We start from the raw sequence: 12,911 nt of genomic DNA, 5'->3' as shown, positions 1-12,911 counted from the left end.
CACGCTGATGAAGCCCGTTCACGAATTTCTCTGCAACACGCAACTTTTTGCTGCTATTTCAGGTCACAAGCTCAAACAGTCGCAGTTTAGAACCTCACGGAAGTTCCCAAATGTCCCACAGGCAATCCATATTTGATCAAAACCGGCTAGATCGGCTTAGCCATTGGATGGAAAACTATGTTGAGCATCGCAAATATGCCGGATCATCCTTTTTGCTGCACCACAAAGGGAATGAGGCCTTTTTTCATGCCTGTGGTGTCAGCAGCCTCGAGACTGGCCGGCAATTCCAACGCGACACGCTGGTGCGCGTTTATTCCATGACCAAACCTGTCACATCGGTCGCGTTGATGACATTGGTCGAACGTGGGCTTGTTCACCTGAACGCGCCTGTGTCTGAGTTTCTACCTGAATTCAAAGATATGCAGGCGCTGGTCCCGGGGGCGGAGAAACTGGATCAGACCGAGGCCGCACCGCCTCCAACACTACATCAGTTACTGACGCATACCAGTGGGCTAAGCTACCCGTTCAACCCCGGGCTTTTACCCCATGCGATGGATGAACGAGACCTTATTTTCAAACCCAATCAGGGGCTTCTGGAACATCTTGTGCGCGATCTGGCAGGGCTGCCACTGGCGTTTCAACCCGGCACACGCTGGGAATACTCGGTCGGTATTGACGTGCTGGGTCGTGTGATCGAGGTGGTCTCGGGCCAGTCATTGGAGCAGTTCTTTCGAAGCGAGATCCTTGAGCCGCTGGACATGCGCGAAACAGGTTTTTCCGTACCCGCTGGGGTAGGGGATCGTTTCGCATCGCTCTACACCCCATTGGCTGGCGACGCGATGGCGCTGAATTCCGCGGATCACGGTAGCGAAAGCCTGCGGCTGTTCGATTCCCACATAGAATCCCCGTTCGAAAACACGACGACCTTTTCCGGCGGTGGCGGTCTGATTTCGACAATCGATGATTATGCCAAATTCGCGGACATGCTTCGAAATCGGGGGGCCGGGAACGGGTACCGCATACTTGGCCCGAAAACCGTCGATTTCATGATGCGCAATCACCTTCCCGGGGACATTGCGTCAATGGGTCCGCAGAGTTTCGCAGAGCAACCGATGGAAGGAATGGGCTTTGGGCTAGCCGGTGCGGTTGTTCTGAATCCCGGTCTGGTAAGGGTTCCCGGCTCTATCGGGGATTTCAGCTGGGGTGGAATGGCGTCGACCTATTTCTGGATTGACTGGCAGAATGACCTGACGGCGATTTTCTTTACCCAACTATCCCCCTCAAGTTCGTACCCATCCCGCGCCGAACTCAAGGCACTGGTTCATGCGGCCATGATTGAATGATTTCCTCTGTACTGATACCCGGTGCCGGACGACACAACTTGCGAGCAGACGATGACCGAAGCGGAACGTATCTTACTGGATCTTCTGGATATTGAACGGCTTGAGGTCGATCTGTTTCGCGGGACAGGGTCGGGCGGTGAAACGCCCACACGCATCTTTGGCGGACAGGTCATCGCGCAAGCGCTCGCTGCGGCGTATCGGACTGTTGAAGAACGGTTATGCCATTCGCTACACGCCTATTTCATTCGCCCGGGCGATCCGGAGAAACCCGTTATTTATCAAGTTGATCGAGCCCGAGACGGAGGTTCTTTCGCAACCCGCCGCGTGGTTGCGATTCAGCACGGAAAGCAAATCCTGAACATGTCTGCATCGTTTCATGTCCAAGATGAAGGCTGGGACCATCAGCATCCGATGCCCGTCGTGAACGCACCGGAAGCATACCCGTCCCGATCTGAATTGCGTAAAACATACGTTGAACGTGTTCCAGAAAGGTTGAGGGGCGAATTGCTGCGCGAACGCCCGATCGAGGTTCGGGAAGTCGATCATCTGGACCCATTCACACCGAAAGTCTCTGATGATCGAAACCAGACCTGGTTCCGTATGCCCGCTGCTGCTTCAGTCGACGCCAGAACGCAGCACTTACTTCTGGCTTATGCGTCTGACATGAACCTGATGTCCTCTGGATTGCGGCCTCATGGTTTGAGCTGGTTTAGTGGAGAGTTCAACGGCGCAAGTCTGGACCACGCGCTATGGTTTCACGCCCCGGTGAGTTTTCAGAATTGGCATCTTTACGTGATGGATTCGCCGTGGACGGGGCAGGGACGCAGCTTTAACCGTGGATCGATCTATTCCGAGGACGGTACCCTTGTTGCATCTGTCGCACAGGAAGGATTGATGCGCAGAGTTCGCGCGCAATCTTAACTGCTGTCGCTAAATCTCTGATTTAACTTCTGCATTCCAACAAGCCACCGGTCGTAGTCAGTCGCTTTGAACTGCAAATAATCAGCAACTTGTGGATGAGGTAGAACCAAAAACTGTTCATCTCGAATAGCTTGCACGCAGGATTCAGCCACGTCGCTGGGCTCAAGCATTCCATCAATCGAAGCTACTGAGATTTCATGTCCTTCGGTCATTCTTGAACGCACAGCCTGCGGACACAGGACCGAGACTTTCAATCCTTCAGCGCCATATGTCAGCGAAAGCCATTCGGCAAATCCTACAGCGGCGTGTTTAGTAACCCCATACGGGGCTGCACCAGGTTGGTTCAGCAAACCTGCCGCAGACGCAGTTATCATAATATATCCGCCGCCGCGACGAACCATGCGTGGAACCAGATGGCGGGCAGTCCAAACATGGGACATTACATTGATCTTCCAGATCCGATCCCAATCTTCGTCCGCAACATCGAGACCACCAAGCGTCAGAATTCCGGCATTTGCGCAAAACAGGTCAATTGGACCGACAGTTTCTTCTACAAAATCAATGAGATTCTTGATCTGCGCTTCGCTGGAAACGTCGCAGGGATACGCCTGACCACCGGTTTGTTCCGCAACCAATTTAGCACCAGCGATATCGACATCCGAGCAAACAACACGTGCTCCTTCATGGGAAAACCGTTCTGCAAGACCACGACCAATGCCTTGGGCAGCGCCGGTGATAACGATAGTTTTGTTCTCAAGCTCCATGCGTATTCCGGGCAGGTTCGTTACAGTGTTTTCAAAGTGTTGGCTTGCGTTCCGTATTACAAGTCCTACTATTTTACCATAATACCAATTATACGTTATATGACACGGCGGAGAATTACTCAGATACAACCGCAATCAGTGATCAAACAAATTCGACCAAAACAAGTCTGATGCGTGTTATCCCAATGCGTAACCAGCACCGCGGACTGTGCGAACAGGATCAACCCCGCCATGTTGCGTCAAGGCTTTGCGCAAGCGTCCAATATGAACATCAACCGTACGCGTATCGACATAGATGTCGCGTCCCCAGACCCGATCCAGCAATTGTTCACGGCTCCAGACCCTGCCCGGCTTTTCCATGAACGTGCTGAGAAGCCGGAACTCGGTTGGGCCCAGTTTCAAGGGCTTGCTGTCGCGGCTGACCTTGTGGGTTTCCGAATCCAGAATGATGTCGTCATATTGCAGTCGCAAGCCAACAGTTGCCGGTCGAACGCGGCGCAGTTGTGTTCGAACACGCGCCATCAGTTCGACGATCGAATATGGCTTGACCACGTAATCGTCGGCACCGGTTTCAAGCCCGCGAACCTTGTCTACCTCTTCTGATCTGGCCGACAGCATGATTATCGGGATAGAACGTGTGTCCGGACGGCTTTTGAGTCGGCGGCAAACCTCAATCCCGCTGAGATTGGGCATCATCCAGTCCAGAACGATGATATCCGGGCAGTCTTCGTCGACCAGCAACATAGCTTCGTCACCGTTGGCCGCTTTTGAGACGCGAAAACCCTCGGCTTCAAGGTTGTAGGCCAGCACCTCGCGTTGGGCCAACTCATCCTCGACCACCAATACTGTCGGTTGATCTGCGGACATCTGAAGCGTCTCCTACGCTGTTTGCGACGTTATGTCGGCCTTGGGCCGAGCCTCGGTCGGGCGATCGCCTGTGACCAGATACACCACCTGCTCGGCAATCGAGGTTACATGGTCGCCCATACGTTCGATGTTCTTGGCGATGAAATGCAGGTGCATACAGGCGGAAATATTGCGCGGATCCTCGGCCATGAAGGTCAGGAGTTCGCGGAACAGGCCGTTATACATCTGGTCGACCTCTTCATCGCGGTTGATGACGTCGGTGGCCAATTCCGCGTCGCGCTGAATATATGCGTCCAGCGCGTCGCGCAGCATACGTTCGACCTCGCGCGCCATGCGGCGCAAGGCAGCGGCGCTACCGCTGATCTCGCCCGCATTGGCAAGAACGGTCGTACGCTTGGCGATGTTCTTCGCATAATCACCAATCCGCTCGAGGTTGCCGGATACCTTCAGGACCGAAAGAACCAAACGCAGGTCACTGGCCGTGGGCGCGCGCAAGGCAATCAGACGCGCGGTTTCCTCATCAATCAGATCTTCCAAGGCGTCGATGGCCTTGTCACCTTGCCGCACATCCTGGGCCAGCTCAACGTCACGGCTTTCTAGAGAGCGCGCCGCGCTCATGATAGCGGCCTCAACTAGACCGCCCATCTTCATGATATGCGCCTGGATTGTTTCGAGGTCGCGGTCAAAAGCAGATGCAATATGTTGTTCGCTCATTGTTTGATACCTGTGTTTAGCCGATACGACCTGTAATGTAGCTTTCCGTGCGCGGATCGACCGGGTTGGTAAAAATCTGACCGGTTTCACCAAATTCCACCAGATTACCCAGGTGGAAGAAGGCCGTTTTCTGACTGACGCGCGCGGCCTGCTGCATCGAATGGGTGACGATCACAACCGAATATCGGGAACGCAATTCGTCGATCAACTCTTCGACCTGTGCGGTTGCAATCGGGTCCAGCGCCGAGCACGGCTCGTCCATCAACAGGACTTCCGGTTCGGTTGCCACGGCGCGCGCGATACACAGACGCTGCTGCTGCCCCCCTGAAAGGCCCGTGCCGGGCGCATCCAGACGGTCCTTGACCTCATCCCAAATCGCGCCTCGACGCAGGGATTTCTCAACGATCTCATCCAGTTCCGCCTTGTTCTTCGCCAAGCCGTGGATGCGCGGACCGTAGGCCACGTTTTCGTAGATCGACTTGGGGAACGGGTTCGGTTTTTGGAACACCATGCCCACTTTGGCACGCAACTGAACGGGGTCGACCCGCTTGTCATAAATGTCTTCACCGTCCAGCAGGATATCACCTTCGACACGGCAGATATCGATGGTGTCGTTCATCCGGTTCAGACACCGCAGGAAGGTCGATTTTCCACAACCCGAAGGGCCGATAAAAGCCGTGACGGTCTTGTCTTCGATCTCAACACTCACGTCCTTGATGGCGTGGGTGCTACCGTAGTAAACCTGAACCTTCTTCGCGTTGATCTTGATGTCTTTGGAGTCCACGGTTCTCTCCACTCGTGTCATGTCGTTCATTATTGCCCCCAATTACCAGCGGCGTTCAAAGCGGCGGCGCAGGATGATAGCGATGATATTCATGGTCAGCAGGAACATCAAAAGGATGATGATTCCGCCCCAGGCCTTTTCGTAGAACCCGACATCAGCGCGTGCGGCCCAAGTGTAAATCTGGGCGGGCATTGCCGAGTTTGGCTCGGTAAAGCCGGCAAGGAACCCGTCGGGATATCCCCGCGCCACAAAGCCTACCATGCCGATCAGCAACAACGGCGCGGTTTCACCCAAGGCTTGTGCCAGACCGATGATGGTGCCGGTCAGAATGCCCGGCGCGGCCAAAGGCAGCACGTGGTGGAATACAGCCTGCATCTTCGAGGCCCCTACCCCCAACGCTGCATCACGGATCGACGGTGGAACCGCTTTCAGCGAGGCGCGGGTCGAGATGATGATCGTCGGCAATGTCATGAGGGTCAGAACCAAACCGCCAACCAGCGGTGCCGATTGCGGCAGGTGCATGAACTGGATAAACACGGCCAGACCCAGAATACCGAACACAATCGACGGCACGGCGGCAAGGTTCGAGATGTTCACTTCAATTAGGTCGGTGAATCTGTTCTGCGGGGCGAATTCTTCAAGATAAATCGACGCTGCCACACCAATGGGCAAAGACAGGCCCAAAACCACCAGCATCATGAAGAACGACCCAATGACCGAGGCGCCGATGCCCGCACCGCCCGGGTTGTCAACGCCAGAATCCGCGCCGGTGATGAACGGCCAGTTAAAGGCCTGCTTGATGATGCCCGCCTGTTTCAGCGCATCAACCAGATCCAGATCGCTTAGCTGTAGAAACCGGCTGTCTTGCAAGGTGTCACGGGACACGCGGCCTTTGAAATACCCGTCAACCCGGCTGGATGCGGCCAGATCAAACTTGACCGGATCACCCAGCTTGCCGGGGTTATCGGCATAGTAAGTTCGGATGGTTCCACCGATTTTACCAAGAAGACGTTCGATGGCCGCTTCGTCGAAATCAACGCTGATCCCCTGGTCTTCCAGTTCCTTGCTCAACTGAGCGATGAACAGGTTGGAATAGGCCTTGGTCTTGAACAACGTACTTTCCGCCTCGTCTCGTTGCGCAGCGGACAAGGTGAAATCCACGCTGACTACAGTGCGCTGAAAAGCCGGAATACCCTGCGACAGGATCGAAGCGAACAGAACGATCAGGAAGAACAGGCCCGTTGCAATTGCGACAATCCCGTAGGCCCGAAATCGTTTCTCTGCATTTGCACGTTTTTTGGTATGTGCATCCGCTACAGTCAACGAGACAGAGCGATGACCTGTTTCAGGGCTTTGCATGCTGGCGTCGGTCATTCGTATTGCTCCCGATACTTACGCACGATGTAGAGGGCAAAGATGTTCAGCCCAAGCGTGAGAGTGAAAAGGGTCATACCCAGGGCAAAGGCCACAAGCGCTTCGGGCGATGCGAAATCCGCGTCTCCGGTTAGCTGGCTCACGATTTTTGCGGTGACCGTCGTCATGGCTTCAAACGGGTTTAGGCTCAGCCGCGCTGCCGCCCCTGCCCCGAGAACCACGATCATTGTCTCACCTATGGCGCGCGATGCGGCCAGCAGGATCGCCCCCACGATACCTGGAAGAGCCGCAGGTAAAACAACCTGACGGATGGTTTCGGATTGCGTTGCACCCAGTCCGTAAGAGCCGTCGCGCATGGCCTGCGGCACCGCGTTGATGATGTCATCCGACAACGAGGACACAAACGGGATCAGCATGATGCCCATGACCAACCCAGCGGTCATGACTGCCGTGCCAGCCTTCATCCAGCCAAGCCCGTCATCCCCGAACAGGCCAAGCAAAAGCGGACCAACAGTAAGCAGCGCAAAAAGGCCGTAAACGATGGTCGGGATACCGGCCAGAATCTCGAGCAGCGGTTTTGCGACGGCGCGGACACGGGGTGACGCGTATTCGCTGAGGTAAATCGCAGCAAACAACCCGATCGGGACAGCCACTAGCAGGGCAACGAGCGAGATATAGAATGTCCCCCACAACAAGGGAATAATACCAAGTTCAGACGACCCGCCGCGCCCCGAAAAGCTGGGGGCCCATGTCGTGCCGAAAAAGAAATCGGTAGCAGGGTAGAGCTTGAAGAATTCCCAAGTGTTGAAAACCAGGGACAGGACAATCCCGACAGTGGTCAGAATTGCGATGGATGCGGCCGCCAGCAACAGGATACGCACCCCCTGCTCGACCACATTGCGCGCGCGGTATTCTGCGTGAGTTTGAAACCAGCTGGCCGCAGCACCGGCGAGTGCCGTCAGTATGACGGCGACAGTCATGACCGAATAGCCGGTCGCATTCATGATCCGATAGCTTTGCGCCGCGCGCAGCACAGGTTGCGTGATATCCGACGTCACCACCTGCCCGGCATCCTTCAGACGCTGGGTCATGTCGATCACATCCGCGCGCTCGTTGCGCGCCAGTTCCTCGGGTATCTGCCCGGCGGCAACTGCGTTATCCAAGCCGTACGCGGTGCGACGGACCTCGGCCATGACCAGATTGAGGGACGCGCCGTCTTCGATGGCGGAACCCGAGATCATTTCGGATACCTGAGAGTTCACGTAAAGCGGTTGTACTAGCAACCAGAGGATCATAAGGCCAAATGCGGGAACGATCGTCTTGAGGGCGACATTTGCGCCATAATACGACGGAAGCGAGTGCAAAGCCCGGATATCTCCTGTGGCGCTTTGCAGGGCGCGTGTGCGCCCCAACAGGTAACCGACTGCAGCAATCGCTAGCACGATCAGAACAAGCCATACTATCGGCATGAAACCCCCATTTGGTCTTGGCCGGGAAAGCTAAAAAATGTGGGGGCGACAGGAATGCCGCCCCCCGGTATTTCGAACCAAAGGCGGGATTAGCTGCCCGAACCCATGGTAACTTCGTTGGCGATTGCATCCTGAGTCTTTGCCAGCTCAGGGTCCGCAACCAGACCATAATTTGCCAGAGGACCCGAAGCGCCTGCGATTTCGTCGTGGGTAAAGAACTGGGCGTATTCTTTAAGGCCGGGAATCACGCCGATATGGGCTTTCTTCACGTAGAAGAACAGCGGGCGCGAAACCGGATATTCACCGGTCGAGATGCTTTCGGTCGAAGGAGCGATACCCGACATGGTTGCCACTTTCAGCTTGTCGGTGTTGTTCTCGTAGAACGCCAGGCCGAAAATGCCGACGCCATTGGGGTTGGTGTCGATACGCGCCAGCGTTTCGGTGTAGTCACCATCGATGTCGACCGCCTTGCCGTCGGTACGAACAGCCAGACAAGCATCTTCTGCGTCGTCTTCGCTCATGCCGCCAGCAATCATGGCTTCCATCGCACCGGTCGCTTCACAACCGATCAGCAGAACTTTTTCTTCGAATACTTCACGGGTGCCGTGTTTGGTACCTGGAATGAAGCCAGCGATTTCTACATCAGGCAGTTCCGGGTTGAATTCGGCCCAGGTGGTGTAAGGGTTATCAACCACTTCACCGTCTTTCAGGACTTTTGCGCCCAGTGCGTTAAAGATGTCGGCAGGTTCAAAAGCGGTGAAGGCAGGACCGTTCTGCTGGCTTGCAAAGACGATGCCATCATAACCGATGCGGACTTCCATGATGTCAGTCACACCGTTTTCGGCGCAGGCCTTGATTTCTTTTTCACGGATCGCGCGCGATGCGTTTGCAATGTCGATGGTGTTTTCACCAACACCCTCACAGAAACGCTTCAGACCAGCTGACGAACCGCCCGATTCAACAACCGGGGTCGGGAAGTCGGTGTTCTCACCAAACAGTTCCGCGACGATCGACGCATATGGCAGAACGGTCGACGAACCGGCAACCTGAACGTTGTCACGGGCAGCAGCGGTGGTTGCCGAGACGGCGGTGATTGCCAGCGCAGAAGCCGACAGTTTTACAAAGGACATTTCAGTCTCCTTGAAAAGGTATGATTGATCACCCCCATGATGATCCTGCGTGCACCCCTAGGTGCCGTGCGTAAGCCTTTTGTGACAAGTGTGTAACGCTTTTATGACAACCCTCGTTTATCCGGAGATCTCGGGTCAAAAAAACGTAACGAGGCAGATTTTGAAGGGTGATAATGCGGGAAGGGCTACCGTGGTAAGATGACTGTAAAGACGGAACCTTTTCCCAACTCACTTTCCACGCGCAACCGTCCGCGGTGGCGATTGACGATGTGCTTGACGATGGCCAGCCCCAGCCCCGTTCCACCCAACTGCCGCGACCTGTGATTGTCGGCGCGATAGAAGCGCTCGGTCAGGCGTGGCAGGTGCACGGAATCAATTCCTGGCCCCTTGTCGATGATCTTCACCCGCACCCCAGGCCCACGCATCGCCGCGTCACGCTCTGATGACAAAACGCTGACTGTGACGCTGCCACCGCTGGCACCGTATTTTATTCCGTTTTCGATCAGGTTGGTGAATACCTGCCGTAACTGATCGCTGTCTCCGGTTACTGAAAGCGGGCCATCCTGTGCGTCAAGTGACAGCGTCACACCCGCCTCTTCCGCTAGGGGGCGCAACGAGTTAAGGGTGGATTGCAGCAGCCCTGTCAGCTCCAGCTGTTGTTTTGGGCGAACTCTTTCTTCGCTTTCCACGCGGTTCAGGGACAAAAGATCGCCAACCAGCCGGTTCATCCTGTTGGCTTCATCGGCCATGATTTGCAGGAACCGGTCACGCGCAGCCGGATCGTTGCGTGCAGGGCCGCGCAAGGTTTCAATGAAGCCCATCAGTGCCGTCAACGGTGTCCGCAATTCGTGACTGACATTGGCAACAAAGTCGCGGCGCATCTGACTTGCCTGTTCCAGGTGCGTGACATCTTGAAAAGTGGCCAGAATGGCGCCACCCGACACGGCTCCGACCCCGTTCATATATCGGCATTGCACATCAAATGTTGTGTCCTGAGCGCCATCATTGGAAAGATGACGCGCCGTCTTGGTTCCCTTCAACTGAAGGCTTTGCTCAATCGCTTCGAGAACCTGTGGCTGCCGCAGGATGGTCGCAAAATGCCGCCCTACAATATTCTGCCCCAGAAGGGTTTTTGCATCCGTATTGGCGGCAATGATCCGTTCGGTCTGATCCACCATCAGCGCGGGCATAGGAATGGCCTGAACAAATCCATCAAGAAGGTTATCTGACATGCTTCAAACCCCGATCAATCCACGCGCTTTATTGAACAGGTCTCAGGGTGTCGCGAAACCTGCGCATGTTTTCCTGATAATGCAGCGCGCTTAGGGTAATCCGTTTTGCTGCGGCCTCGTCCAGCTGGCGCACCACTTTGCCCGGAGCCCCCATCACAAGGGAGTTATCCGGAATCTCCTTGCCTTCCGTGATCAAGGCACCTGCCCCGATCAGGCAATTCCGTCCGATCCGGGCACCATTCAGAACAATCGCGCCCATTCCGATCAGAGTATTTTGTCCGATCGTACACCCGTGCAGCATCACTTTGTGTCCGATAGTGCAATTCGGACCGATCGACAAAGGGTACCCGGCATCGATATGCATGACGCAGTTTTCCTGAACGTTGCTGCCTGCACCAACGCGGATTTCCTCGTGATCTGCGCGTATCGTGCAGCCGAACCAAACCGAGGCACCCTTTTCCAGCACAACCTTGCCGATCAGGTTGGCATCGGGCGCAACCCATGTGTCCTCGTGAATATCCGGCATGTGCTCGCCTAACGCGAAGATCGTCATGACAGCCCCTCGAATTCGTTTTGAAGTTTGCGCACGTGTTGTTGCAGATTTGGCTGTTGAATACGGCGCATCCGTTCGGCGCTGACGATGGTCTTGAGCTTCTTTTCGGTCGCCTCAAGATCGTCATTGATCAGGACATAATCGTAATAGCCCCAGTGGCTGATCTCATCCCAGCTTTTGAGCATCCGCCTTGCGATAACTTCATCGCTATCTTGTCCACGCGATTCCAGACGGCGGCGCAGTTCAGGGATCGATGGCGGCAGGATGAAGATCGACAACGCATGCTTACCCAGATCCGAGTTGCGGATCTGAACCTCGCCTTGCCAGTCCACGTCGAACAGCACGTCCTTACCCGCGTGGATCGAACTACGCACCGGATCAGCGGGTGAGCCATAGAAATTACCGAAGACATGCGCATGTTCCAACATCTGGCCATCGGCGACCTTCTGCTTGAACTCGTCTTCAGAAAGAAAATAGTAATCCCGCCCATGTTCTTCCCCCGGACGCGGGGCACGGGTTGTGGCCGAGACCGAAAACTCAAGGTCCTTGTCCCAGTCCATCAGCCGCTTTGCCAGGGTGGATTTGCCTGCCCCGGACGGGGAAGACAGGATGATTAAAAGGCCTCGGCGATCCGCCATATCAGTCGTTCCCATCGTTATTCCACGTTTTGCACTTGTTCGCGCATCTGATCGATCACCGCCTTCAATTCCAGCCCGACAGCCGTCAGATCCGTACTCTGAGCCTTGGAACACAGCGTGTTGGTTTCGCGGTTGAACTCTTGCATCAGGAAATCAAGCTTGCGTCCGACAGCCCCTTCCTGCCCAAGCAACTCTCGCGCTGCGGCCAAATGTGCAAACAGGCGGTCGATCTCTTCGGTAATGTCGGCTTTGACCGCGATCAAAGCCAGTTCCTGCGCGACGCGATCCGGGTCCGCGCCCTGCGCATTGTCCAGTACGTGCGCCAGATTGTCCCGAAGTGCCGCGGCCATCTTGTCCTTGCGTTGCACGGCCAGATCGGCTGCCTGCGCTGTCAGCGCCGCAACTTGGTCCAGCTGAGTGTTCAGCACGGCCGCCAACGCTTCGCCTTCGGCCTGGCGCATTCCGACAAAAGCGGCCAACAGGTCGTTGAAATCTTCGGTCAGGCGCGCCACCAGCGGAGCGGGATCATCCGCATCTGCGGTTGCATCCAACATGCCTTTCAGTGCCAAAAGGTCCGAGGCGCGCGCCGGTTCCAGAGCGATGCCGCGCGCAGCTGCCATCTTGTGTGTTTGCTCCAACGCACTCAGAGCAGCGGCCATAGCGACCTCGTTCAATGCCAGTTCCGAGGCAGAGTCCTCACGATTCAGACGCATTGAAAGGGTCACATTCCCACGGCTCAGGGATTTTGACAGCGTGGCCCGAAGGGCCACCTCAAGCCCGGTCAGCCATTCAGGGACGCGCAGGCGCATATCAAGGCCTTTACCGTTGACACTGCGCAACTCCCACGTCCAGCTATGCGGTCCGTATTCACCCTTCCCCGAGGCAAACCCGGTCATGGATCTGATCATGACTGTCCTTTCCTGTGGCCTCACCCTTTTGGATGTTTGCCGCACCTAATGCGATTGACCGGTACAGAGCAAGAGTTGGCTGAGGCCGCCTTTGTTTGGGGTAAGTTAACCATTCGTTAAAGAATTGCTCCAAAATTGAATAAACCCGAGTCAAACTACCCCTGGTAATGGCTTGCAGGCCACAAATGCTCCGGTTGTGTTGCATTTTATGAAA

Annotated in this window: 13 protein-coding genes; 2 read left to right on the top strand and 11 right to left on the bottom strand. The window is 55.5% G+C overall.

The genetic code is table 11. The features are described from left to right. Positions 1-110: 110 nt before the first annotated feature. Both ACR0AM_RS12020 and ACR0AM_RS12015 read left to right on the top strand, forming a co-directional pair. Positions 111-1,343 (top strand): serine hydrolase domain-containing protein, encoded by a 1,233-nt coding sequence (locus ACR0AM_RS12020; RefSeq protein ID WP_480623024.1) that lies wholly within the window; start codon positions 111-113, stop codon positions 1,341-1,343. Between the two features lie 51 nt (positions 1,344-1,394). After that, positions 1,395-2,264, top strand: a complete 870-nt coding sequence (locus tag ACR0AM_RS12015) for an acyl-CoA thioesterase (RefSeq protein WP_480623023.1) — start codon at positions 1,395-1,397, stop codon at positions 2,262-2,264. Here ACR0AM_RS12015 and ACR0AM_RS12010 read toward each other — a convergent pair. From ACR0AM_RS12010 to ACR0AM_RS11960, 11 genes are all read right to left on the bottom strand, one after another. Continuing rightward, positions 2,261-3,028, bottom strand: coding sequence for an SDR family oxidoreductase (locus ACR0AM_RS12010; protein WP_480623022.1), 768 nt, complete (start codon positions 3,026-3,028; stop codon positions 2,261-2,263). The two genes, ACR0AM_RS12015 and ACR0AM_RS12010, sit on opposite strands and share 4 nt — an antisense overlap. A 177-nt stretch (positions 3,029-3,205) precedes the next feature. Beyond that, a complete protein-coding gene (phoB, locus tag ACR0AM_RS12005; RefSeq protein WP_480472764.1) occupies positions 3,206-3,895 on the bottom strand; it encodes a phosphate regulon transcriptional regulator PhoB in 690 nt (229 codons plus the stop codon). A 12-nt stretch (positions 3,896-3,907) separates the two neighbouring features. Further along, positions 3,908-4,609 (bottom strand): phosphate signaling complex protein PhoU, encoded by a 702-nt coding sequence (phoU, locus tag ACR0AM_RS12000; protein ID WP_480472766.1) that lies wholly within the window; start codon positions 4,607-4,609, stop codon positions 3,908-3,910. Positions 4,610-4,625: 16 nt separating this feature from the next. Next, the gene (gene pstB, locus ACR0AM_RS11995) at positions 4,626-5,423 is read right to left on the bottom strand and encodes a phosphate ABC transporter ATP-binding protein PstB (protein WP_480623021.1); all 798 of its coding nucleotides are present in this window, start codon (positions 5,421-5,423) and stop codon (positions 4,626-4,628) included. A 12-nt stretch (positions 5,424-5,435) separates the two neighbouring features. Next, the gene (pstA, locus tag ACR0AM_RS11990; RefSeq protein ID WP_209503927.1) at positions 5,436-6,767 is read right to left on the bottom strand and encodes a phosphate ABC transporter permease PstA; all 1,332 of its coding nucleotides are present in this window, start codon (positions 6,765-6,767) and stop codon (positions 5,436-5,438) included. After that, positions 6,764-8,236, bottom strand: coding sequence for a phosphate ABC transporter permease subunit PstC (gene pstC / locus ACR0AM_RS11985; protein WP_480623020.1), 1,473 nt, complete (start codon positions 8,234-8,236; stop codon positions 6,764-6,766). The genes pstA and pstC overlap by 4 nt, the downstream gene beginning before the upstream one ends. A gap of 89 nt (positions 8,237-8,325) precedes the next feature. Continuing rightward, positions 8,326-9,366, bottom strand: coding sequence for a substrate-binding domain-containing protein (locus ACR0AM_RS11980; protein ID WP_480623019.1), 1,041 nt, complete (start codon positions 9,364-9,366; stop codon positions 8,326-8,328). 185 nt (positions 9,367-9,551) lie between these two features. Next, positions 9,552-10,598, bottom strand: a complete 1,047-nt coding sequence (locus ACR0AM_RS11975) for a sensor histidine kinase (RefSeq protein WP_480603610.1) — start codon at positions 10,596-10,598, stop codon at positions 9,552-9,554. 28 nt (positions 10,599-10,626) lie between these two features. Next, positions 10,627-11,151 (bottom strand): gamma carbonic anhydrase family protein, encoded by a 525-nt coding sequence (locus tag ACR0AM_RS11970; RefSeq protein ID WP_480472778.1) that lies wholly within the window; start codon positions 11,149-11,151, stop codon positions 10,627-10,629. Further along, the gene (gene gmk / locus ACR0AM_RS11965) at positions 11,148-11,789 is read right to left on the bottom strand and encodes a guanylate kinase (RefSeq protein ID WP_480493148.1); all 642 of its coding nucleotides are present in this window, start codon (positions 11,787-11,789) and stop codon (positions 11,148-11,150) included. Before gmk ends, ACR0AM_RS11970 begins: the two co-directional genes overlap by 4 nt. A gap of 17 nt (positions 11,790-11,806) precedes the next feature. After that, entirely contained in the window at positions 11,807-12,697 is an 891-nt protein-coding gene (locus ACR0AM_RS11960; protein ID WP_480623018.1) for a YicC/YloC family endoribonuclease, read from the bottom strand. Positions 12,698-12,911 lie beyond the last annotated feature (214 nt).

The organism is Ruegeria sp. AD9, assembly GCF_056542305.1.
This window is presented reverse-complemented; position numbering and strand designations above follow the sequence as displayed.

Bases quoted from the DNA above. Each gene is read 5' to 3' on its own strand.
- ACR0AM_RS12020 (WP_480623024.1), top strand. From the start codon at position 111: ATGTCCCACAGGCAATCCATATTTGATCAAAACCGGCTAGATCGGCTT.
- ACR0AM_RS12015 (WP_480623023.1), top strand. From the start codon at position 1,395: ATGACCGAAGCGGAACGTATCTTACTGGATCTTCTGGATATTGAACGG.
- ACR0AM_RS12010 (WP_480623022.1), bottom strand. From the start codon at position 3,028: ATGGAGCTTGAGAACAAAACTATCGTTATCACCGGCGCTGCCCAAGGC.
- phoB (WP_480472764.1), bottom strand. From the start codon at position 3,895: ATGTCCGCAGATCAACCGACAGTATTGGTGGTCGAGGATGAGTTGGCC.
- phoU (WP_480472766.1), bottom strand. From the start codon at position 4,609: ATGAGCGAACAACATATTGCATCTGCTTTTGACCGCGACCTCGAAACA.
- pstB (WP_480623021.1), bottom strand. From the start codon at position 5,423: ATGAACGACATGACACGAGTGGAGAGAACCGTGGACTCCAAAGACATC.
- pstA (WP_209503927.1), bottom strand. From the start codon at position 6,767: ATGACCGACGCCAGCATGCAAAGCCCTGAAACAGGTCATCGCTCTGTC.
- pstC (WP_480623020.1), bottom strand. From the start codon at position 8,236: ATGCCGATAGTATGGCTTGTTCTGATCGTGCTAGCGATTGCTGCAGTC.
- ACR0AM_RS11980 (WP_480623019.1), bottom strand. From the start codon at position 9,366: ATGTCCTTTGTAAAACTGTCGGCTTCTGCGCTGGCAATCACCGCCGTC.
- ACR0AM_RS11975 (WP_480603610.1), bottom strand. From the start codon at position 10,598: ATGTCAGATAACCTTCTTGATGGATTTGTTCAGGCCATTCCTATGCCC.
- ACR0AM_RS11970 (WP_480472778.1), bottom strand. From the start codon at position 11,151: ATGACGATCTTCGCGTTAGGCGAGCACATGCCGGATATTCACGAGGAC.
- gmk (WP_480493148.1), bottom strand. From the start codon at position 11,789: ATGGCGGATCGCCGAGGCCTTTTAATCATCCTGTCTTCCCCGTCCGGG.
- ACR0AM_RS11960 (WP_480623018.1), bottom strand. From the start codon at position 12,697: ATGATCAGATCCATGACCGGGTTTGCCTCGGGGAAGGGTGAATACGGA.